21 protein-coding genes and 1 pseudogene are annotated in these 22,058 nt (G+C 63.9%); 12 read left to right on the forward strand and 10 right to left on the reverse strand.

Going from position 1 to position 22,058, the window contains the following annotated elements; genetic code table 11:
• Positions 1 to 158: 158 nt before the first annotated feature.
• The 3 genes from M3M54_RS13815 to M3M54_RS13825 form a co-directional block, all read right to left on the reverse strand.
• Positions 159 to 1,091, reverse strand: a complete 933-nt coding sequence (locus tag M3M54_RS13815) for a biotin-dependent carboxyltransferase family protein (RefSeq protein ID WP_249019621.1) — start codon at positions 1,089 to 1,091, stop codon at positions 159 to 161.
• Positions 1,088 to 1,750, reverse strand: a complete 663-nt coding sequence (locus tag M3M54_RS13820; RefSeq protein ID WP_249019622.1) for an allophanate hydrolase subunit 1 — start codon at positions 1,748 to 1,750, stop codon at positions 1,088 to 1,090. The genes M3M54_RS13815 and M3M54_RS13820 overlap by 4 nt, the downstream gene beginning before the upstream one ends.
• A gap of 991 nt (positions 1,751 to 2,741) precedes the next feature.
• Positions 2,742 to 2,894 carry a hypothetical protein gene (locus M3M54_RS13825; RefSeq protein WP_249019623.1) on the reverse strand — a complete coding sequence of 51 codons (153 nt, stop codon included), beginning with the start codon at positions 2,892 to 2,894 and terminating at the stop codon, positions 2,742 to 2,744.
• 154 nt (positions 2,895 to 3,048) lie between these two features.
• On the opposite strand from M3M54_RS13825, the gene M3M54_RS17065 reads away from it, so the two are divergent.
• From M3M54_RS17065 to M3M54_RS13855, 8 genes and pseudogenes are all read left to right on the forward strand, one after another.
• Positions 3,049 to 3,900, forward strand: coding sequence for a FadR/GntR family transcriptional regulator (locus M3M54_RS17065; RefSeq protein ID WP_371878596.1), 852 nt, complete (start codon positions 3,049 to 3,051; stop codon positions 3,898 to 3,900).
• Positions 3,897 to 5,216 (forward strand): threonine synthase, encoded by a 1,320-nt coding sequence (locus tag M3M54_RS13830; protein ID WP_249019624.1) that lies wholly within the window; start codon positions 3,897 to 3,899, stop codon positions 5,214 to 5,216. The genes M3M54_RS17065 and M3M54_RS13830 overlap by 4 nt, the downstream gene beginning before the upstream one ends.
• Before the next feature lie 471 nt (positions 5,217 to 5,687).
• Complete coding sequence (locus tag M3M54_RS13835; protein WP_249019625.1) at positions 5,688 to 7,070, forward strand: ABC transporter substrate-binding protein; 1,383 nt, start codon at positions 5,688 to 5,690, stop codon at positions 7,068 to 7,070.
• A 104-nt stretch (positions 7,071 to 7,174) separates the two neighbouring features.
• Entirely contained in the window at positions 7,175 to 8,194 is a 1,020-nt protein-coding gene (locus M3M54_RS13840) for an arginase family protein (protein WP_249019626.1), read from the forward strand.
• Positions 8,195 to 8,288: 94 nt separating this feature from the next.
• Positions 8,289 to 8,507, forward strand: a pseudogene (locus M3M54_RS17070) (ABC transporter permease); the annotation flags it as partial.
• A 93-nt stretch (positions 8,508 to 8,600) separates the two neighbouring features.
• Positions 8,601 to 9,230 (forward strand): ABC transporter permease, encoded by a 630-nt coding sequence (locus M3M54_RS13845; protein ID WP_249021782.1) that lies wholly within the window; start codon positions 8,601 to 8,603, stop codon positions 9,228 to 9,230.
• 39 nt (positions 9,231 to 9,269) lie between these two features.
• On the forward strand, positions 9,270 to 10,193 hold the full coding sequence (locus M3M54_RS13850; RefSeq protein WP_249019627.1) for an ABC transporter permease: 924 nt from the start codon (positions 9,270 to 9,272) through the stop codon (positions 10,191 to 10,193).
• A gap of 226 nt (positions 10,194 to 10,419) precedes the next feature.
• A complete protein-coding gene (locus M3M54_RS13855) occupies positions 10,420 to 12,468 on the forward strand; it encodes a dipeptide ABC transporter ATP-binding protein (RefSeq protein ID WP_371878679.1) in 2,049 nt (682 codons plus the stop codon).
• Between the two features lie 165 nt (positions 12,469 to 12,633).
• Here the strand turns inward: M3M54_RS13855 and M3M54_RS17075 are convergent, their stop codons facing one another.
• On the reverse strand, positions 12,634 to 13,179 hold the full coding sequence (locus M3M54_RS17075; RefSeq protein WP_371878597.1) for a tyrosine-type recombinase/integrase: 546 nt from the start codon (positions 13,177 to 13,179) through the stop codon (positions 12,634 to 12,636).
• A 200-nt stretch (positions 13,180 to 13,379) separates the two neighbouring features.
• Here M3M54_RS17075 and M3M54_RS13860 point away from each other — a divergent pair, with 200 nt between their 5' ends.
• Complete coding sequence (locus tag M3M54_RS13860) at positions 13,380 to 13,562, forward strand: transposase (RefSeq protein ID WP_249019629.1); 183 nt, start codon at positions 13,380 to 13,382, stop codon at positions 13,560 to 13,562.
• Positions 13,563 to 14,140: 578 nt separating this feature from the next.
• Complete coding sequence (locus M3M54_RS13865) at positions 14,141 to 14,563, forward strand: DDE-type integrase/transposase/recombinase (protein WP_249019630.1); 423 nt, start codon at positions 14,141 to 14,143, stop codon at positions 14,561 to 14,563.
• Between the two features lie 328 nt (positions 14,564 to 14,891).
• On the opposite strand, the gene M3M54_RS13870 is transcribed toward M3M54_RS13865, so the two are convergent.
• The 4 genes from M3M54_RS13870 to M3M54_RS13885 all read right to left on the reverse strand — a co-directional run bounded on the left by M3M54_RS13870 (position 14,892) and on the right by M3M54_RS13885 (position 19,434).
• Positions 14,892 to 16,193 (reverse strand): site-specific integrase, encoded by a 1,302-nt coding sequence (locus M3M54_RS13870; protein WP_249019631.1) that lies wholly within the window; start codon positions 16,191 to 16,193, stop codon positions 14,892 to 14,894.
• A gap of 211 nt (positions 16,194 to 16,404) precedes the next feature.
• Complete coding sequence (locus M3M54_RS13875; RefSeq protein WP_249019222.1) at positions 16,405 to 17,754, reverse strand: transposase; 1,350 nt, start codon at positions 17,752 to 17,754, stop codon at positions 16,405 to 16,407.
• A 399-nt stretch (positions 17,755 to 18,153) separates the two neighbouring features.
• On the reverse strand, positions 18,154 to 18,375 hold the full coding sequence (locus M3M54_RS13880) for a hypothetical protein (RefSeq protein ID WP_249019632.1): 222 nt from the start codon (positions 18,373 to 18,375) through the stop codon (positions 18,154 to 18,156).
• A 396-nt stretch (positions 18,376 to 18,771) separates the two neighbouring features.
• Positions 18,772 to 19,434 (reverse strand): hypothetical protein, encoded by a 663-nt coding sequence (locus tag M3M54_RS13885; RefSeq protein WP_249019633.1) that lies wholly within the window; start codon positions 19,432 to 19,434, stop codon positions 18,772 to 18,774.
• A gap of 178 nt (positions 19,435 to 19,612) precedes the next feature.
• On the opposite strand from M3M54_RS13885, the gene M3M54_RS16740 reads away from it, so the two are divergent.
• Together M3M54_RS16740 and M3M54_RS13890 are read left to right on the forward strand one after the other, a co-directional pair.
• On the forward strand, positions 19,613 to 19,738 hold the full coding sequence (locus tag M3M54_RS16740; protein ID WP_256465785.1) for a hypothetical protein: 126 nt from the start codon (positions 19,613 to 19,615) through the stop codon (positions 19,736 to 19,738).
• A 342-nt stretch (positions 19,739 to 20,080) separates the two neighbouring features.
• Positions 20,081 to 20,458, forward strand: a complete 378-nt coding sequence (locus tag M3M54_RS13890) for a VOC family protein (RefSeq protein ID WP_249019634.1) — start codon at positions 20,081 to 20,083, stop codon at positions 20,456 to 20,458.
• Between the two features lie 188 nt (positions 20,459 to 20,646).
• On the opposite strand, the gene M3M54_RS13895 is transcribed toward M3M54_RS13890, so the two are convergent.
• A complete protein-coding gene (locus M3M54_RS13895; RefSeq protein WP_249019635.1) occupies positions 20,647 to 21,027 on the reverse strand; it encodes a transcriptional regulator in 381 nt (126 codons plus the stop codon).
• A gap of 491 nt (positions 21,028 to 21,518) precedes the next feature.
• Entirely contained in the window at positions 21,519 to 21,935 is a 417-nt protein-coding gene (locus M3M54_RS13900) for a TIGR03667 family PPOX class F420-dependent oxidoreductase (RefSeq protein ID WP_249019636.1), read from the reverse strand.
• Between the last annotated feature and the right edge of the window lie 123 nt (positions 21,936 to 22,058).

Below are 22,058 nucleotides of genomic sequence, written 5' to 3' on the forward strand. Positions count from 1 at the left end.
CGAGACGCCCGACAACACAGTCCAGGAACGTCGCTAGCCGGACGGACGCGAACCCCAGTTCGTCGCACACCACGGACCAGATGAGTTTCCCGACGGCTGCCACTTCGCGCGCCGTTCCGTCACCGAGGACCCGGACAACCACGAGCAGACAATCGTCGTCACCCAAGACCGCACACGCCACACGACTCGAATGCCCTGTCGCTTGTGGTGAACTTCAGCTTCTGACCTGGCCTGAGTTGGGCGGCCAGCGGCAGGCTGCCGCTGAGTACGGTTGCAATGACAGGGTAGCCACCGGTCGTGGGGTGGTCGGTCAGCAGCAGGATTGGGTGGCCGCTCGGCGGCACTTGAATCGCACCTTCGATCATGCCTTCGGACGGTAGCTCACCGTCGCGCGCGCGCTCAAGTAGCGGGCCGGAAAGGCGAAGGCCGATGCGGCCCGATTCAGGTGTAACGGTGAACGGATCCGCGGTCAACCGCCGTAAGGCGGCAGCGGTGAACCAGTCGTCACGCTGACCGAAGGAGATCTGGAGCAGCGCTTGGCCGGCGGGTTGGGTCGAGTGCGGCGCATGCGATATCACATGGGTGGTCTCCTCTATCGTGCCACCGCGCGGCGAATCCGTTAGGGCTGACGCGGCGCCGAGCTCGAGAGCGTCACCGGGTGCTAGCGGTGCTGGCCCGATGCCGGTCAGCAGGTCAGTGGCGGCGCTTCCGAGTGTCAGGGGGACGGCGATGCCGCCAGCGAACGCTACGTAGGTCCGCAGGCCGGTGCGAGCCGTGCCAATGCTGAGGACCTCCCCGTCGCCGATCGCTACTGCCGTGTTCATCGGGATCGAATTGCCGCCGACGCGTGCTGGTACCGGGGCGCCAGTCAGCGCGATTACAACCGCTCCGCGCACTCGGAGCCTAGGGCCTATAAGTGTCGTCTCGAGTGCGGGTGCGTCCGCTCGGTTGCCAACCAAGGTGTTTGCGAGGCGCAGTGCCGGCCGATCTGCGGCGCCTGAGCGAGGGACGCCGATGTGCGCAAGACCGGGACGGCCGAGGTCCTGGATTGTGGTAAGTGGACCAGAGGAGATGACCTCGAGTATCGTCATGATCTCGCCAGCGGGCGCGGCTCGAATTGCACGTGCATCCCCGGCGTGAGCAGTGCCGGAGGCTCACGCTCAGGGTCAAATAGCACGACCTCCGTACGGCCGAGCAGGTTCCAGCCACCTGGCGAGCGGCGCGGGTAGATGCCTGAATAGCCAGCGGCCACGGCCACGGATCCAGCTGGAACGTCGGTCCGTGGGACCGCAAGGCGCGGCAGGTTCAGCCGTGGGTCGCCGCCGACCAGGTAGGCGAACCCTGGCGCGAAGCCGCTGAACGCGACGGTGTATCGCGCCGTGCTGTGTAGCCGAACGACCTCGCCTTCCGAGATGCCTAGCCGAGCGGCGACGTTGGGCAGATCGGGTCCGTCGTAGCGGACAGGGATGATGACCGGCTCAGCTGCAGCTTCGGCAGACGCGCTTGCGCCATTTCCGAGCCAATTTCCTTGTTCAGCGAATTGGCCCAGGAACGACGTGACAGCACGTACGTCAGGCCGCGCAGTCTCCCAAACGAGCAGAACGGTGCTGTGGCCGGGCACGACGTCTCTGAGTTCGCCGCCCCAATGCATCCGCGCAGCACGGGTAACTGCGTGCACGTCTCGGTTCCTTGCGAGCTGTAAAAGCACCGCACGATCTCCGCTGGGCCTGACTGATGGCTTCTCGGTCATGTGAACGAGCGGACTCCACAACCGGTGCCGATCAGAGTGGAGCGCAGCGCCAGCCCCGGGACTCTAGGACTGGCGCCATTGAGGCAGGCTGGGCCCACTACTAACGGCATCACGTCGCCATCAATGGCGGCCATCGGGTGCTTGCTCTGGATCGATTTCGCCCGCGCCAACGGTCGATCGAGGCACTGCCACTGCGCACCTCGGAGCAGACGCACGCTGTCGGCGCGGCACCGGGGAGCGGCGACGCCCTCCCGGCGCTCCCGGCCAGAGGCGAGGAGCAGCTCCAACCGCAGTGGATCGACGAGTTTCAGATCCGTTCCCCCCGACGCCACGCGTGGAGCCCCGGCGTCGACCGCGACTGGGTCCACCGCGGCATGGCTGTCCAGCGCTCCGCGTGGCTCATATACGTCAACGTCGCGCCCGTGGTTGTCATCGGCTGCAGCTCCTGGGCTGTTGTACAACATGCCTCCCAAGCTTGTTTGGGTTGACAGCCTTTAGGTGCATGCGACCCAAACCGTCCTAGTCGAGCACGTGACGTGTGTGTTGATCCACTGGTGGCCCGAGGTCAAGAACGCACATGCCGACCGCGTCACCGCGCCGCCCTCAGCGTGAGCCACACGGGACGTGAGCACTGAACCTTCTGACTAGGATGTCAGGATCGACGTCGCTCCCTTTAGGTCCGGGCCGCTCTCCACTGTCTGAGTTCAGGTATGTCAGAACGACACTTACTCAGCGCCTATCATACACCACTATCGAGTTCGGTCTGGGCGCAACCCGCGCTCAGTCTGCGGTTTGGTTGATTCGGTTGCAGGCGTCCTTCATGAGTCGAGGAGCTGCGCGGCCGGTTCGTCTAGATGAAACTGCGGAGATTCTCGCTTTTCGGCGACGATGCAGTCTCGCCGGCTGCTATCAGCGCTCGCACGGAACGGTGTGGGCCACATTGAAGGTGCGCGGTAATCAGCTCCGCAAACCAGCGGTCGGCAAGGTTGATTCAATCGTGCCAGTTTCGCGTGAACTGCCGCAGCAGCCCCGGGGGCGCCGAGCCGGCCGGCGTCGAGCCGCCGGGAGTCGCGGTGACCGGAAGGGCGGACATCGCCTCAGGCTCGTAGAACGGTCCGAGCGCCCCTAACAGGGCCGGCGCCATCGCAAAACCCCTCCAATATCGAGGTAACGCGAACCCGCAGCCGGAACAGCTAGTTGAGCCGATCGGGACTCAACGGGTCTCACCGGGTGCCCGGCGGCCCCGTTTTGATCTTAGCTTGACAAGCTGCCAGGCAACCAGGTAGCATGGCGTCTCGATGGAGGCAGCTCATTTTGCGGAACGTACGCACAGCGGGGACTCCGCGGGCAGGGCGGCGCGCGCGCGGGAGCGCGATGATCTACAGATCAGCGCAGTAGACCGATCAGTGCCGGTGGCGCTTCAGGTTGCTAGCGCGCTCGCTTCAATGATCCAGACCGGCGAGATCGCAGTAGGCACCCGCCTACCAAGTGAAGCCGTCCTTGCGAAGCAGTTTCACGTCAGCCGTCCAACGGTGAGGGAAGCCCTGTGCTCGCTGCATTTCAGCGGGTATATCGAGAGTACACGCGGCGCCGGGTCGGTCGTTGTGTCGGCAGCGGCGGTAGGTCAAGGCCCCATCGCGACGTCACTGATCGAGCGGCCGTCAGACATCGTGGATGTTTTCGAGGCGCGACTAGTGATTGAGCCCGAGGTGCTCTACCACGCAGCTGTCGATCCCATCGCGGGAGGTCTGGCTACGGTCGACCGCTCACTTGAGGGGATGGAACTCGCGTTGGTTCGAGACTCGCTTGATTGCTGTAGTGACCTAGCGTTGCATCGCGCGCTGGTGCGGATCTGTCGTAACCGAGTGCTGGCTGAAGCGGCGGAGACGCTACTGCGACGAACTGACGGACGCCTCTGGCGGTCAGTGAGGGACCGCGCGTGGAGCGACGAACGCCTACCGAGAGTGTGGCTCGGTCAGCACATCGCCATGGCTCGGGCGGTTGCAGATCACGACGGAAACGGTGCTCGCGGCGTGTGTCGAGCGCATCTCCGCTCTGTACTAGAAAACGCAGCGGGTAGCGTCCGACTCGGGGAACGTGACCGCGCGCGTGTTGCGAATTTGCTGAACGAGGACCCGACACATAAATGAGCGCCCGGTTCAGCTATTTGGAGACACTTGAATGCAGCGCATGCGACCGGGTGTATGACCCGGACAAGGTTCAGGGCCTGTGCTCGTGCGGGGCACCGCTGCTTGCGCGATACGACTTGGCGGCACTAGCCACAGACCTTCGAGGCCCCGCGTTCCTTGCGACACGCAGTCCAGACCTTTGGCGCTACCACGAGCTGCTGCCAGTGCGAGACCCGACGCATATTGTGACGCTTGGGGAAGGGCTGACGCCTCTCCTGCCGTTAAGCCGGCTCGGAGCGGAACTGGGCCTGAAGCGCCTCATGCTTAAGGACGAAGGGCTATTGCCCACCGGGAGCTTCAAAGCGCGCGGGGCTACGGTGGGTGTGTCGCGTGCGTCGGAGTTGGGGATCGGCCGCATTGCGATGCCCACGAACGGCAATGCCGGCGCGGCTTGGGCGATGTACGCCGCGCGGGCCGGGATTCGGGCTGCCATCACAATGTCGGTCGACGCCCCCCCGATCCCGCGCAGCGAATGTTTTGCAGCGGGCGCCGAGTTGTATCTGGTCGAAGGTTTGATCGGCGATGCGGGCGCGGCCCTCAAACCGCTAATTTCAGGCGTGAACGCCCCGTACTTCGACGTCTCGACCCTCAAGGAGCCATACCGGCTGGAGGGTAAAAAGACGATGGGCCTAGAACTCGCCGAGCAGCTTTGCTGGCGCCTACCCGAGGTCATCGTATACCCCACGGGTGGGGGCGTTGGTCTCATTGGCATGCACAAGGCATTCTTGGAGCTGCGCGAGCTCGGTTGGACCGATGGCACCGTTCCGAAGCTCGTCGCAGTGCAGGCTGCTGGTTGCGCCCCCATTGTGCGGGCCTTTCAGCAGGGAGCGCGCCGTGCTGAGGCGTGGAGCAACGCGCACACCGTCGCATTCGGCATCACTGTTCCTAACCCCCTAGGTGACGCTCTCATTCTAGACGCGTTGTATGAATCGGGCGGGACCGCGATCAGTGTCACCGACGAGGAACTACTCGCAGCCCAACTCAGTCTCGCCGCCACAGAGGGCTGCTTTGTTTGCCCAGAAGGCGCAGCGACCGTCGCTGCTGTATCAAAACTGCGTGATAGCGGATGGCTCGACACCGACAGCACCGTCGTCGCCGTGAACACCGGCACTGGGACAAAGTATGCCGACCTAATCAGCGTAGATGCGCCCGTTATTGCGGCTGGCCAAACGATAGAGCCGTCGCCCTTTAGCCCCAATGACGCCGATGCCGTCAAAGCGGCACCAGCCGATGGAAGTACCAGTAACAGTCGTTCGCGTCGACCGGGGAGGGCTTGAGTTCGTTTCGGACCCAAGGACCCATGTGCCCCCGTGCCAAAGTACGCACGAGCCCAACGACGACGCCACGAGTAACGACGCCACAAAAAAACAGTATCTACGACGCTGCCGGTCCGCAGCGTCACAGCCAGGTCAAGCTGCAACAAAGGGAGGATCACTATGTCAGACGCCAGCAGCCGGCTCGAGCGCTATCGACGCCAAGGGTCACCAGTCCAAGAGCACATCATAGACGAATTCGTCGACGGTCATCTCTCTAGACGAGACTTCATACGCCACGCAACTACGGCGGGAATCTCACTGTCAGTAGTGGGAGCAATCCTGCAGGGCTCAGAGGGATCTGCGGTCGCTTCGACACCGCGCGGGCTCGCGCGCGCCGCGAGAGGGGTTGGTGCGACTATCCGCGCCGGCCAGAGCGCGCCTGGTGGCCCAGTCAATCCCCTTACCGCTTCTACCAGCGGGGCATTTGAGACGATGCAGTTGGTGGGCGAATGGCTGACGCTTGTCGACTACGACCTTACAGTACACCCGTGGCTCGCAGAAAGCTGGGTCTCTAATCACGATGCGACGGTCTGGACGTTCAAGATCCGTGGCGGCGTCAAGTTTAACGACGGGACGCCCATGACAGTCGATGACATCGTGTACACGTTCAAGCAGCAAGCCGACCCAAAGATCGGCGTCAACGCTGCCTCCATCTTCGGTGGCGTGCTAACACCAGATGGGGTCCATAAGGTAGGCGACCATTATGTCCGCTTCGCGCTCGAGAGTCCTGTCGCGGCCTGGCCGAACCTCGGCGTGTCGCAGCAAAACGGAAACGTGTGTATTGTTCCGCGCGGGTACGACTGGGCGAAGTTCAACCGGGAACTCCCTGGCACTGGACACTTCAAGATGGTGAGCTACTCAGACCAGCTTGGGGGTAAGTTCGTGCGCAATCCACACTATTGGGGAAGTCCGGCTAAACCGGCGGCGATCGTTCTGAGTTACTTCTCGGACGAGCAAGCGGAGACTGCAGCTCTGTCTGGTGGCGACATAGATGTGGATGACAGCTTTTCGGTAGCCAATAGCCCCCAGCTCCTTGGGGGCGGCTACAACGTCGTTTCGAAGGCGGCCTCGAACAACAACATGACGTCGATGCGATGTGACGCGGGAGCGTTCAGGGATAAGCTGGTCCGTCAGGCGCTGGCGCTTACGCTGGACCGTCCGGGAATCGTCAGGGCGATCTTCAAGGGGCACGCTCAGGTTGGGAATGATAGTCCGTTTGCGCCTGTTTACCCGTCGACTAATCGTGACGTGCCGCAGCGGCATCAGAACTTGAGCGAGGCGCGGAAACTGCTCGCGGCCGCTGGCGTGTCGCGAGGGTTCAAGGCGCAAATGGCGGTGGTGGATTCGCTCTCGGCGCCGGAGGTCGCGCAAATCTACAAGGAGAGCGCAGCACGAATTGGCATCGATCTCGAACTATCTGTGATGGCGGCCAGCGAGTATTATGGGTCGGCGACGTTCGGACAATCGCCGTGGCTAGACACGACGGTCAGCATGGCTTATTTCGGTCGGGACACAGTGCCAAGCACGTTGCTGGACGCGACGCTGATGACGTACGACCCGAAGACGGGGCGCGGTGCTTGGAACAGTGCTCACTTCAGCAATCAGAGATGCGACGAGCTCGCGGTGAAACTCGTAGGAACAGTAGATCTGGCGGTGCAACGGCGGCTCGCTGGGCAGATCGAGACATTGCTGTTAGACCAGACTCCGGTGACGGTGCCTTATTTCGCGAACAGTTTAACCGCCATGGGCAAAGGCACGCTAGGCGTGTTCCCGGTGCCGGGTGGCCTGTTCTATTGGAACATGACGAAGGAGTGACGCCAGCGTGAACGCGACCCACAACGGGCTAGATGTGGCGCCGATGGCGGCATCGACTATTAGCGCAAGGCGGTGAGGGAATGCAACCGAACGATCGCGATTGGGTGAGCCTGGCGCTGCCCATGATTGGCAGTAGTACCCCCACGGCATACGGAAGACCGTTTGTTCGTGAGGACGATGGGTTTCAGGATGCTGACGCGGTGTTCATGGGAATCCCGTGGGCGGCACCCGTGCGACCCGATCTTGCGTTCACGGGGGGCGGCGCGAACTTCGGGGTAACGGGTATGAGTCCAGGGATATTCCGACGGGCGTCGTTACGCCATCGCGGTGGGTTCCTACTTGAATTGAACATGGCAATCTTCGATCGTGTGAAGCTGGTTGATTCTGGCGATGTCGCTGTGAGCGGCGACATGGAGGAGATGCTGCAGCGAATCGAGGCGCGCACGCGCGCCATCAGACGCGCCGGATGCGTGGTGATCAGCTATGGCGGTAATGCGGGCCCATCCTCGTACCCAGTGATCAGCGGAATCGCTCAAGAGGCGGACGGTGAGGTCACCATCGTCAACTTTGACGCGCATGGTGATAACAGGCCTGGCGACTGGCGTGCTGAGGACCCCGCGTTCTCAAGCTGGGGAAGTAGTTGGGTGCATCAAATGCTCGAACGACCGGACATCGATGCGCGCCGCTTCTACCACGTAGGGCTGCGCGGACCGGTTAACGACAAGCGTGTGGTTGACCGATTCCGAGATCTTGGCGTTGAGCGGGCGCAGATTCTGGACCCAGGTGCGATAGGCCGCGCCCGGCAGGCGGGCTTTGCAGAATGGGCCGCTGCGTGGGCCGCGGAGGTGGTGGCGGAGACGCCCGCCGTATGGATCGCGATCGACGTTGATGTCCTGGATATGGGCTCGAATCCAAGCTTCGTCGGCGAGCCCTTCGGGCCGAGCGCCGACGAACTCATTTTAATGGTGGAGGCGCTCGCACGAGCAGCCGGCCGGCAACGGCTCGCCGGGCTGTCGTTTATGGCCGTCCCGCCCGGGGCCGCTGAGTTGCATGTGATCGCATCCCACGCACTCTTGCACTGCCTAGCTGGCATCGCTCCTGCTGTTCAGGACGGTCGCCCATGAGGCTAGAAATCATTCGCGTGCCACCTGGCCGCGGCGCAGGCTGGCGCGACATGAACCGGAGTGCTGGTCGAACCTAGGTGCGTGACACATATTCATTTATGTAGTCAAGCGTGTCGGCGCGGCGCTGCTGACGCTGGTGTTGCTCACGATTCTCGTTTTCGTAGCGGGTCAAGTCCTCCCGGGCAGTCCAGGGCGAGAGATCCTCGGCAACAGCGCGTCACGCGCTGCTGTTGCGGCTCTCGACAAACAACTCGGTTTGAACAGGTCGCTGTTTACCCAATACCTTCGCTGGTCCGGTGGCATCTTGCACGGCGATCTTGGCGAATCGTATGAGTATCGCGCACCCGTTGCTGGCCTCTTATGGCCCGCGTTGCTTCGCTCACTTGAGCTGGGAGGCTTGGCATTCGTGATTGTGGTGCCAACGTCGCTGGCCGCAGGCGTAGTCACGTCGCTATACCGAGGCAGACGCCTAGACTGGATAATCACGACGCTTGGGTCTTCACTCGCTACAGTGCCTGAGTTTGTGTCGGGCACGATCCTGATCGTCGTATTTGCACTAGGCCTGAAGTGGCTACCCGTTGAGGCCGAAGCCCAGGGCAGCTTCGGTAGCAGACTGGTATCCCTCCTCTTGCCCGCGTTGTCACTAGACGGTGTCATCTTTGGGTACATCCTCAGGGTGGCGCGCGCGGGCATGGTCGATGCCCTCGAGTCAGACTACGTTCGGACCGCCACACTGAAAGGACTCCCGCGTTGGCAAGTCGTCCGTCGGCACGTGTTGCGGAATGCGTTGTCGCCCGCAGTCACCGTGATCGCAACTGAGGTGAGCTTTTTGATCGGCGGGCTTGTCGTAATAGAAACCCTATTCAACTATCCTGGGCTCGGCCGACTAATCTATCAGGCAGCGCAGTACAAGGACTTCCCTATGCTTGAGGCCGGAGTCCTCGTAATCGGTGTGGTTTTCGTGCTCGGCACTTTGATCGCGGACGTGCTTTACGTAGTCCTCAATCCCCGCGTCCGCTTCGAAGCGAGCGACTGATGCTGCTCCCTATCTTAGACCGGCGGTCTGATAGCCATCATGAACGTGCGCTCTACGCAGACGACTGAGCCGCAGGGCGAGCGCGGTGACCTGGGCGGCGTCACCGGCGGCGAAGCCCGTAAGACCGCCAGACACGAGCTCGAGAACCCGCGATGGACGATGCTGTTCCGGTCACGCGCGTTCCAAGCTGGGGGCGTGGTGCTCCTGTTCTGGGTCGTGTGCGCAGCATTCGGGGAGCTATTCGTGCCGTACGGTCCCCTGGTGCAGAACTTCAACGCGATCAATCAAGCCCCGTCACTGGCGCACTGGTTCGGGACCGACAATCTCGGCCGCGACGTGCTATCGCGGGTCATCGCCGGCTCGCGGACGATTTTGATCATCGCTCCGTTGGCCACTGGCGTTGGCGTCGTGGGCGGTACGGTACTGGGTCTGGCTCAAGCGTACTATCGAGGGGTCGCTGACATGATCACGGGCAGGCTGGTGGAAGCTGGCTTAGCCTTGCCCACCGTGATTGTTGCGTTTTTGTTCATCGTGGCGCTGGGACCGTCGACAGCGACGCTCGTGATCGTGATCGGGTTAGCCTTCGCATTGATCGTGTCTCGTACGGTGCGGACGGCTGCGCTGGCCGAGCGGGAGCTGGACTACGTTGCCGCGGCAGGACTGCGGGGCGAAAGCGGACCGTACGTGATGTTTGTCGAAATGCTTCCCAACGTCCTGCCACTGATTTTCGTAGAGTTCACAATCAGACTGGGTTATGCGATCTTTACCGTTGCATCGCTATCGTTCCTCGGCCTCGGAGTGCAGCCGCCGACGCCAGACTGGGGAGCCGACATTGCTGCAAGCTATCAGTATCTGTCTGCCGGATATTGGTGGGAAACCCTGTTTCCAGCGCTGGCTATTGTTTCCTTGGTCACGGCAATCAATATGATCAGTAGTGCGCTTGAGAGTACGTTCATAGGGTGAGCGGCGATGAGCTCTGTTACGTTTAACCGCAAAGCGATCACGTGGTCTAGGCTCACCTCTAGGCGCGAGCGGCCGCTTAGAGGAAAGAATAGCCGATGCCTCATGCAGGTGACTGTTAATGCGGCGGTTACTGAAGCCGGGCACCCGACAGGAGCTGTGCACGGTCATGCCGGACCAGCCGGTGCCGATCCGAGGGAACAGGTGTGCAGCCGTGCGGCCTGACGAGATGGCAGATGTCCCTTTGGCCGTGAACGGTGGGCGCAAGACTAAGGCTTTAGGGCTGGAAGTGTCTCACCTTGAGGTGTGCTACAGAGTGCGCGGCGTGGACCTTCCGATATTGAGAGACGTGAGCTTCGAGATCGATGTTGGCGAGTCGTTTGGACTCGTGGGCGAATCTGGATGCGGCAAGTCCACGGCCGTGCAGGCGATCACGAGCTATCTGGCGCGAAACGGGAAGGTGACCGGCGGACAGGTCTTGGTCCGGGGACGGGACATCGCGAGACTGGGCAAACCGGAGCTTCGAGAGCTGCGCGCCAGAGATATCTCTGTCGTGTACCAGGAGCCTGGGAGGGCACTCACGCCATCCGTGAGGATCGGCCACCAAGTCGCCGAGGTGTTTCGGGTTCTAGGGGCGTCCAAGATGGAGGCTATGCAGCGGGCCCGCGACGCGCTCGATGCGGTACAGATCCCAGACGGGCCGCGGGTGATGGGCGCCTATCCGCATGAGCTTTCCGGGGGAATGCTCCAACGCGTTGTGATCGCGATGGCGATCGCGTCTGAGCCTACGCTCCTGATACTCGACGAACCGACGACCGCGCTCGACGCGACCGTTGAAGCTGAGGTGTTGGAACTGGTGGCCTCGCTCAGGCAGCGGTTGGTAATGTCGACGCTGTTCATCAGCCACAACTTGGCGGTCATCTCAAAGATGTGTGATCGGGTAGCTGTGATGTATGCGGGAGAGATCGTCGAACAGGGGTTGGCCCGAGACGTCTTGGAGAGACCCCAGCATCCGTATACGGTCGGCTTACTGCGGTGCATTCCGAAGCGGACTCAAAGGAAGGACCGAGATCGACTTGACACGATCCCTGGATTCTTGCCCGAGCCGGGCCTGATGCAGGTCGGATGTGTGTTCGCGCCGCGGTGCGCCTTAGCTGACGACGGATGCAGGGCTGATGCGCCACCAGTGTTTGACGTGGGGAAGGAACATCTCTCGAGGTGCTTTAAGCACCGCGAAGCGGAGAGCATTCCACGCATAGATAATGCTTCCCGATGCCTAACGGCAACACCAGCCGAAACCGAGCCGCTGGTTCGGCTTGAGCGCGTGTCAAAGACCTTCCCTGGTCGTAAAGGCGGGCGGGTCAGTGCACTTAACGACATCGATATCGAGTTATACGCAGGGGATACGCTTGGAGTGGTGGGCGAGTCCGGGTGTGGCAAGACGACCCTGGCGAGGATACTGCTTGGGCTAACGGCGCCTGACCCTGGCTCGCGGGTCGAAATTCGCGGCGAGGCGGCCGCGCCGATCGTAGCGAATCGCTCCAGAGAGCAGTTAAAGCTGGTTCAGATCATATTTCAGAACCCTGACGCCGCGCTCAATCGCCGTCACAGCGTCGGCCGCATCATCGGCAGGGCCGTCACAAAGCTCGGCGGCTTGAAGGGCGGCGAAAGGCAGCAGCGCATAGCAGACGTCGTGGGTTCGGTACGGCTGGAGCCACGCCACCTAGCGATGCGGCCGGCTCAGCTCTCGGGTGGCCTGAAGCAGCGGGTCGCGATAGCTCGTGCGTACGCGGGCAGCCCCAGCGTGCTCGTGTGTGACGAGCCGACGTCGGCGCTCGATGTGTCGGTCCAGGCCGCGATTTTGAACCTACTCGTTGACCTGCAGCAGGATGAGCATATTGCTTACGTATTCATCTCTCACGATCTTGGCGTCGTGCGCTATCTCGCCGACCGCGTGCTGGTTTTGTATCTGGGGCGCGTCATGGAATACGGTCCCGCAGCGGCGGTGTTCGCCGGGCCGCACCATCCATACACGGAAGCGCTTCTGTCAGCAGTCCCGACCCTCGATCAGAAGGCGGACGAAAGGATCAAGTTGACGGGCGAGATACCAAGCCCGTCAGAGCCGCCGACTGGTTGTGTGTTCAATACACGCTGCCAGCGGCGGCTGCCTGACGGTAAGTGTAGCCAGGAAGAACCACCCTTGCGCGAGCTCGCGCCTGGCAGAGCCATACGCTGTCATCTGTCACTAGAGAGTTTGGGCACTGCTGCAGGGCAGTAGCCCGACACGGTAACCACCGCATCGTAGACCTCCGAGAAGGGGCGAGGTACCAGGCAAAAGCCGCTTTCTTGGTCGGCCGAGGGCGTCAGATCACGGTGGCTTTTCGTGTGGCGGGCGAGTGTGAACGGCCGCAGGTGAAGTTGAGGACCGGGACGTGCGTGCTGTTCACGAACGGTCTGTAAATGCCGCGGTGAATGCGGCGGCGCGCTCGTTCGCTGGGCGGGTGTGGAAGTAGCGGCTGGTAGTCGGGAGTTGGGAGTGTCCGAGGGCGTCTTGGACGCTGACGAGATCCACGCCTCTGGCGATCAGGAGCGACCCGAGGGTGTGGCGTAGGTCATGCCATCGCAGCGGTCGAAGCCCGGCGGCGACGCGCGCGCGTTTGTACCGGCGCCGTGACGCGGAGCCGTCGAGCGGTCGGCCGAGGGCGTTGGCGAACACGAAATCGTCAGGCGCTGTGTAGTCGGCTCTCTGGCCAAGCCGTCTGAGGGCTAGTCTCGCTTGGTCGGCTATTGGTACGCGCCGCACCTCTCCAGATTTAGTGGGGCCTTCGATCCCGGCGCTGATCGCACGGCTGATCGTCAAGGCCGCTCCGGGCATATCGATGTCGCGCCAGCGCAGTGCGAGAAGCTCGCCGAGCCTGAGTCCTGCGTAGGCGGCCACTCGCACCGCCTCGGCGCTCTGGTGGGTCCTCCCGCAGCTCGTTCTGGTCACGGTGGGTGTCGAGCGACCCGCCGGGTGGCGACGGCTCGGGCGTCAAACGTCGTTGAGCGTGGCGATGTGATCGGCTGTTGATCGCGGTAAACGCCAGGATCGTGGTGATGACCGGCCGGGCCGTGGTGTTCGTCCGCAATTTGCGGGCCTGACCTGAGGTTCCCCCAAGACCGTGGAGGCTCCAGCTATGAGGAGTCCCGATGTCAGAGAGCGGGAAGAAGTCAGGTCAGGAGTTCAAAGCGAGCGCGGTCGGGATTGTTCAGGAGTCCGGCAAGCCGATCGCTCAGATAGCCCGGGATCTGGGTGTGGGTGAGGGCACCCTGGGTAACTGGGTTGCGAAAGCGAGGGCCGCAGCTGACCCGGGCGGTCTCAAGGCCGGATGAGCGTGAGGAGCTCTGGGCAGCTGCGGGCGCAAGGTCGCGACATTGCGGATCGGGGCGTGATGTCCTCTGAGCGATCCGTGGTCCTCTGGGCGGGGGAGGCGACGAGGTGACGGTGGCTTGCTTTGATCGCTTGATCAGAGGACCCGCTTCCGTGTGCCACACGCCGCGTGCTGCCGGCTTTTGGGGGTGTCTGTGTCGTGGTTCTACAAATGGACGGGCCGTGCCAGCAGCGGTGAGCGGAGCGTCTCTGAGACGCGCCGCCAGGCGCTGGATGACCCGGTCGCTTTAGCGTTTGAGAAGGCGAAGGGCAGACACGGCTCACCGCGGCTGCTCGTCGACCTGCGCGAGGCCGGCTGGACGGTCTCAAGAGAAGACTGCTGGCCGCCTCGATGCGCCGACAGGGGCTCATCGCGCGCCGGATCCGACGTCGTCGCAACACAACCCGGCCGGATAAGACCAGAAAGCCGTTTCCTGACCTGCTGCGCCGTGATTTCACCGCCCGTGGCCCGAACCTCCGCTGGGTCGGGGACATGACCGAGATCCCCGCCTGAGGGCACGGCAAGTTCTATCTGGCGACCGTGATCGATCTGTACTCCCGTCGTTGCCTGGCCGCGTGCACGAGCATGAGCGCGAACGCGACCCTGGCTCGCTCAGCGATCCAGACCGCGGTCGCGGCCCGTGGCGGGCCTGGTGCTGTCCACAACGTCATTTTCCACACCGACCAAGGAGCCACATACACGGCGCAGCGGTTCACCAGCCTGTGCCGACAGCTCGAGATCCAACAGTCGATGGGCCGTGTCGGGTCGTTTCTTGATAACGCCGCTGCCGAGGCGTTCTTCTCCTCGCTGGAATGGGAGGTCCTCCGTGACGCCGAGTTCCGCGACCTCGAGCACGCCCAAGCCGCCACCCAACAGTGGTGCTACGGGTTCTACAACCACATCCGACGTCACAGCCATATCCTGCAGATGAGCCCAGTCAACTTCGAGGCACTAGCCGCATAGATCAACCCTCCACGATCCGGGGGGAACCACAGTCGTTCGATGGGCCGACCGCGTGGACGCCATTGGGCTGGCCAGAGACTCTAAACAGTCTAGTGCGCTCGCGGGAACGATGCTGCCCAAAGGGGGCAGGTAAGGGTGCCGCCAACCCGTCCAGCGTGTAGCTAAGAGGAGCCGAGAGCGTCGCAAGAGGTTCTTTGGGGCAACCAGTGCGCACGGAAGTGGTCAACTATTGTCGGTGGCGGTAGCCGGAGTTCTCTAAGCGGTTGGGTCTCCTCCGGGGGAGCACGCCGTCCGGGGGTATCTGGGATGCGGGACCGAAAGGGGCCAGTCAGTGTGCCAGTGCAGGCTGGCTCGCACTTTGAGCGGCGAACGCGGCTGTGAACGCGGCTGCTTGCTGGGTGGCGGGGCGTGCGTGCAGGTAGCGCTCCGTTGTCGTGATGCGCTCGTGTCCCATGGCTGCTTTGACGGTGACGGTGTCGATCCCAGCAGCAACAAGGAGCGATCCGAACGTGTGCCTGAGGTCGTGCCAGCGCAGTGGTCTGAGGCCGATCGCGTCGCGCGCCCGGTTGTAGCGGCGCCCGAGCGCGGTGGCGTCGAGATGACGTCCGTAGGCGTTGCACAGCACCAGGTCGTCAGGGCCTGTGAAGTCCCGACGGTGCGACAGCCGTTCAAGCGCGGCGAGCGCTTGATCGGACAGTGGAACATCCCGGAAGCTGCCGCTCTTGGGCGAGCCCTCGACACCGAGGCTGAGCGCTCGGGACACGGTCAGCTTGGCGCCGGTCCAGTCGATGTCCTTCCAGCGCAGCGCCACAAGCTCGCCGCGCCGCAGACCGGTGTATGCGGAGAGCCGCACCGCCTCCGCGTCCTGTGCATCCTGTCCAGCTCGGCGCTCGAGCTCCGCGGCATCGCCGTCACCCACGCGGGTGCGGTGCACGCCAGTCTCGAGCGCCCGGGCCAGCGCTTCGATCTCTTCTGGCGAGAAGTACAAGAGCGGCGCTGGTTTGGGCTCGCGCCGAAGCTCGATCCCGACGGTCGGGTTCGCTTCGAGCTTGAAGCGGCCGGTGGCGCGCCTGGCTCCGTGGTTGAAGATCGCCGCGATCAGGTTGCGGTGCTTGTTGACGTTGCGTGCCGACATGCCGCTTGCCGTCATCGACGACAGCAACCGGCGCACGTCCTCGCCGGTGATGTCTGCGGCGAGACGATCGCCGAGCTCGCGCATGATCCGGCCCTGGGCGACGCCGGCGCCGCGCCGGTGCGACGTTCCGGGCTCGGCCAGCTTGTAGGAGTGATCACGCAGCGTCGTCGGCTTTGCGCCGTAATCCGTCTCAAGCCAGCGCATGTAGTCGGCAGCGAGCTCGCGGAAGGTGGCGCGCTGCACTACACGACCGCTCTTCGGTTTCTCCGCCACATACGCGGACACCAGCTCCGCGGCCCGCACATGCGCGCGACGCTCGTCGAAGTAGCCCTCGGGAACCCGGCCCTTGCGTGGCACCCAGACCCGGCCGGGTCCCGGTTCAAGCCAGGCGGGACCGATCCGGCGCATCACCTGACGCTCCGCGTCACGGAACTTCGCTTCGTAGTACGGCTTGCCGTTATGGGACCTGATCACGAGCGTCGGAGTGGTGGTCATGAGCCCATCATACGCTTTGGCTACCACGTGGCTACCAAATTGATCTGGCTACCAATTTGGCTACCAAACAAGTCTGACATAGCGTTTTTACAGGCATTTTCGCAACGCTAAACTGCCCGTACTTACTGAGATGACACCCTCTTCCTATCCCTTTCACGGAGGAGATCGCCGGTTCGAGCCCGGCTGGGGGTACTCGCTCGGGTTTCGCAGTTCATAGGTTGGCGTCGGCCCATGCTTGCTGGACGGCGCTGATTTCCCGGGTTGTGGGGGTTCGGGCTTGTTCGGGTTGAAATTGGTTGGCGATGATCGTTCGTCGTAGCTTGACGAGCATGTCGGTGAAGGACGGGGTGCTTTTCGTGAGGTACCAGGGCGCACGAGCGCGATGCTCGGTGACGATGTCGGGGTGGTGGCCGTAAAGGGCGTACCAGACGATCGTGAGGTCCATGACCAGGAACTGGAACGGGACCGTTCGCGCGACAGCGTTGGGGGTACGGTTGCGGGCCTCGCCGACCCCGAAGATCTCTTTGCCCTCGAGGAACGCGACCTCGATCGGCCAGCGGTCGGCGTAGCGCTCAACGATCTGGGTGGGTGTGGCCTGCAGGTCGGTGCTGATCAGCGCGATCTGGTAGCCGCACGGCCTGGTGTCGTCTTTGACGAGGATCACCCGTACCGGGCTGTCGGGTCCCAGCGGCTCCCATAGGCAGCAGATCTCGGCGAGCTTGAGCGTCACGGGCTTGCCGTAGCGACAGACGGTGTGAGCCACCCATTCGGTCGCCGGGTCCAGTGCGATGTTGTTGAGGGCCGGGAGCCGGTCCCCCCATTTGCGGGGTCGGCCGCGTTTGCCGGTGCGTGGTGGCGCGGGGGCGTAGAGCACCGCGTTGGTACGCAACCTGGATGTGATCGTCACCCGCTTGGGCCGCTCACGCCACGCGCCGCTGATATACGCGCTGTCGCCGACAACATCGATCTGCCGATCGTGAAGCCGGGCGGCAAGCAGACAGATCATGTCGTTTGCGAGCTTCACTTTGCCGGGCCGTCCGGGATCGGGCTTTGACGCGCTCACATACTGTTTGCGTCTGGGCTGCCAGAGCCTGAAGAGGACCGGCAGGCACACCGTCCGCTCCAGAAACGCCAGACGGATGCAGATCCCGGCCACAACCCAGTCATTGCCCCACGCGACCGACCCGGAGCGGCTGTTAGCGGTCGCGTCATGATGCCAAAACGTGCCGTGGATCCGGCGTCCGCGACGTTTCAAAAGCGTGTCATCGACCGCGACCAGCACCGGCCCGCCGGGGTCTGTGAACCGCTCAACGATCAGGCACGCGAGCGCCAACCCCAGCTCGTCCACGGACCAACGCGCGTTGGCGAAGAACCGGTGGCAGCGAGCGTGATGCCAGATCCCCGACAGCCTGGCGCCTGTCAGCATCCCGGTCACGCACCGCAAACGGGTCTGGGAGACCTGACCAACCACCAGGGCGCGAAACGTGTTGAACGTCGGCTGGGTGAAACACGACTCAAACAGGACAAGCAGCTCGTTCAGCGAAGATGGGACGCAGAGCATCGGCGGCGACCTCCAGGGGTCAGCCGCGCAGCGCGCCTCCCCTGGCTGCGACGGACAGGTTTCCTTGACAGCAACCGCTTTCGCAGCAGCCGCCGATGCTCCTTCCTCTCCCGCCCCGAGCTGCTCAGGCCATCAAGCCCGCAGCCACCCCGCCGCCGCCAACACGCCGCCGCTCAACCCACAAAAGTGCGAAACCCGAGTACTCGTGGAAGGGCCTGAAATTGCGGGCTCTCAGTACGTGTTCAGTTGGTCGCAGGAGGCTCTTGAGTGCAATCAAGCCAGCAGCGAGCCCTTGCTGTGGCGTGGATCGTGCCAGCGCAGTTCGTGGACGCCTGCGGCCCGTTGGGCGTCCTTGCAGCGGCGTCTGAGCGCGGAGGTGTCGCGGTATATGCCGGGCGCTCAGCGCTCGCGGTCGGCCGCGAGCAGGCGATCGGTCGTTCCGGCTGGGCGAGGTAGTGCGGTGGCGATGATGCTGTCGAGCACTGCCAGGCGGTCCTTCAGCGGGCCCGCGTTGGCGGCGGGCCGCCGCAGCACTGGCTCGTCACGCGCAAGGCCGTCTCGGTCGATGTCGAACCGCAGCTCCTCGCCGCTGTCGAGCCTCAATGCCGCACCCTCGCGCATGCCCGAAGTGTCGCAGCCAGCAGTAACAAGGAGCGAACCGACCGCGTCCGCGGTAGGTTCCGTGCCCGGGCCTGCGACCAATTGGACGTCGGCGACCCACGCCGCGACCCCCGACGCGGCGGGCCCGCCCATCAAGCCGGCTTGACGGCCGGTCGGACCACCGCCGTAGAGGGACATGCCAAGTTTGCTGCCTGCCTTCAGCAGCAGGAGGTGGACTCTGGTCTGGCTGGTCGAATGGGGGGTGCGCTACGCTCTGATGGTCAGACAGCGAAGGCAACCTGAGGGCGAGACCTTCATCTGAATGTCCCCTTCCCGCGAAAGCCGCCTGATCTTCTGATGGCCGAGAGTCCACTTACGGGTGGGCTTTCCGCGTTTAACGGCCAGTCCGGCGGCGCGTCAGGGCAGGATGTCCTTCAGTGTTGCCGTGAATCGCTCGCCTGACTCCTCGAGCTCGCCCTCGATGTGCAGGCGGGCCGGGCCGTTGTCGGTCCATAGGTCAAGGAAGTACGTCCACCCCGGCAGGTCGGGATCATCTGAGCGGGTGATCGCCTCGACCTGGTAGCTCTCGCGTGGCGCCAGTACCAGGGACTCGGGGCAGTCGTCCTCGACGCGGCGGCGCAGGTCCTCGACCCTCAGCCGACCATCAGACGCAGCGCATAGCTCCTCGTACTCGCCGTCGACGACGAGGCCGACGATCTGCTCAAGCGCGCGGTACATCGGCTCGGGCATCAGCTCGAGCGTCTCGATCGACTCTCGGGGTCCGCTCAAATTGTGGTTTGGTGGCAGGTCAAGCCGGCTGTAGAAATAGTCCTCACACGCCGCTCGCGCCTGCCGCTGGATGCTCTTGGGCAACCCGGCGGCGGCAAGTCCGAACACCCCGGCGTCTATCGCCTGCTCGAGCGTTTCGTGGCGGCGTGTCAGCTGCGCGGCGATCGCGCGACCGTGTTCGGTTTCGCTCGCCAGCGAGGAGCCGCCCAACAGGATCGATGGCGCCTCATGGCGGCTGTAGCCTGCGCAAGCCCGCACCGCAGAGTGAAAGACGATCAGGTGGTCGCCCATCACGATCGGGCCGATGGCCGGGCGCCCGCTGGCGCCCGGCCCACCGTGGACGCTGGAGGCGCTGATTGCATTGTTGCCACAGCCCTCATCGTACGGACAACCACGCCTCACTCGATCGTGAGGTCACGTCGCCTCGTCTCCCGGCTTGTGGCGCGAGGGGATCAGAGTTGCGAAGCTCGTGAGCGCCACGACGAGGCCGGTGATGACGGCCGGTGAGCCCGTCGACATCGACGGTGTGCATGCTCCCGTGAGGGCCTCGGAGATTCCGATGACCGCCGCGCTTGCTGTTCCTGCGCCAGAATGACACCCACGAGTGTGACCGAGGCGCCTCGCCAGCCGCCTTGGCGAGCGGTTGGCGGACCGCTGGGGCGACCCGGAGCAGCAACACCAGTTTGTTGCGGCCCTCCAGGGGAGTCATGACGAGGGTATTCACGGGCGAGACGGCAGCGATCGGTCCGACGAGGGCGTTCAGGACGTGGTTGGCACGCGAGGTCTCGGCGTCGGCCAGTGCGTCCTGGGCGTTGGCGACGCCGTGGCTGGCCGGGGGGCTCTCAGGCTTGCAAGCGACTCGGTGTGTCAAGCGGTGGGGCGTGAGACCTGAAAGACTGGGTGGATGGCGCGGTGTCTGTTTCAGAAGGTTGATGCGGTGACCATTCCTGTCCCGGATCTTGACGCGGGTCTGCGGTTCTACCGCGATGGTCTCGGGCATCGTTTGCGCTGGCGCAACGATGCCATCGGTCAGGCTGCCTTGGCCATGGCCGACAGCGAGACCGAGATTGTCCTGAGCACCGAACTTGGGTATGAGCCAGACTGGCTCGTTGCTGATGTCGTCCAGGCGGTTGCTGTCATTGTGGCGGCGGGTGGGCAGGTTATATCCGAAGCGGCCGACATCCCAGTCGGCCGAGTGGCCGTCGTCCTTGACCCATTCGGCAACACCCTGGTTCTGGTGGATCTCTCCAAAGGTCTGTATGTCACAGACGACGCGGGCAACGTGACTGCGGTTGAACGCCATGACGAGCGCTGAACTGCGCGTGCGGTGGCGATACCGAGGACCGCAGTCGTAGCAGCCAGAGCGCGAGCGGGACCGTCGCCTGCATCGATGTCCGCGCACGTCGCTTGCATACCGGGTCTCCGGCAGGCCTCGCGCGGAACGCCCGTGGCCGCAGTCTCGGCGCGGCGTTTCGGTGCTCGCGGGTGGCGTGTGCCCGCTGCTCACGCGGGTCGGAGGGCTACGCTGGCTTGCGTTTGGGGCCGGGAGCGCTTCGGGCTGGCGGTGCCCGACGGCTCGGTACCCTTGCCCGGCTCGGCGGTGGCGGCGATCGCTTGCAGGGCTGCCAGGTGTCCGTGCAGAGCGGTGTGTCCGGGCTTGGTGAGCGTGACCTGCCGCCGGGACCTCGAGTTCGCGCGCACGCGGGAGAGCTCTATGTATCCGGCTTCGGCGAGCGCTGAGAGGTGCTTGCTGAGTACCGAGTCGGAGATCTCCAGGCTGTCGCGGATGTTGGCGAACGGCAGCGACTGCACGGGCGCGAGCATCGCGCATTTGCGTAGACGCAACGGCGCGTGGATCGACTCGTCAAACGCTGCTTTGCTCATGACGGCCACGCTCGGGCGCTGTGATGTCGATAGGAGGTGCTGGCGCTGAACAGACACGCCGCGACGGTGCCGGCCACGGCCCCGCCAAGTCCCCAGCTGATGAATGTCGAACTGTTGGGGCTGGCCAGCAGGTGCGGGCCGAGGAGGCCACCGACAAGCACCGCGGCAGCGATGAGCGCAACTTCGCTGAGGTTCCATTTGCGTCTTGGCGCCGAACGCAACGCGCGCCAATTGTTACGAGCCGACAACCTGGGCAACTCGACGACAAGTCACGCCAGTGCGACGCTGGTCACGACGTGTCCCGGTCCTCTGCGCGAGGGCGTGACGGTCAGCGCTCCGCAGAAGAGGCTCACGGCGAGCATGAGGCCGGCCGGCGGTGTGGCACGACTGGCCGTTGCGTCGTGTGCCTACCGATGCGGCCTGCAGCTGCCGGCACCCTACGACTCGCGGATGCCGCGCCGATCTGGTGGCTCGCCTGCGCACAGCGGGCCTCACTGACCGCGCAGGCGGGTGAGGCGGATGCGGATCGGTGTGTCGTAGGTCTCCGCGAAGCTCGCCGGGGTCATCTCCAGGCCGCCGATCCGCTGCTCGTACTTCTCGAGGTAGGCGGCATTCTGATCGGCGGGAGGGGCGTCCGGGTCGAAACTCGCCTCGCCGGAGAAGACGACCACGTCGGTGCCCTCGGAGTCGCTTGGGCAGCTGAGCGCCACCAGCGGGTTTGCTCCGACGTTGCGCACCCGGGTGCCGTTGATGCTGTAGACGAGCAGCGACTCCTGGCCGTCGAACACGAACCACACGGGCATCGGCAGCGGCGCGCCGCTCGGGGACACCGTGGTGAGCCATATGACTGGATCCTGGCGCAGGTGAGCCAGGGCGCGCGCGCCATGCTCTCCACCGAAGTCGATCATGGCAGGGAGCTTATCCCACGCGAGCCGTCGCGTCTGGCCGCAGTGGCGCGGTGCTGGTCCCGGCTCCGGCGCGCAGGGACTCCGTAAATTGCGGTCATCTGCGCGCTCTTGCAAGCCGACCAG

The sequence above is a fragment of the Conexibacter sp. S30A1 genome (assembly GCF_023330665.1).
Taxonomy (GTDB): domain Bacteria; phylum Actinomycetota; class Thermoleophilia; order Solirubrobacterales; family Solirubrobacteraceae; genus Palsa-465.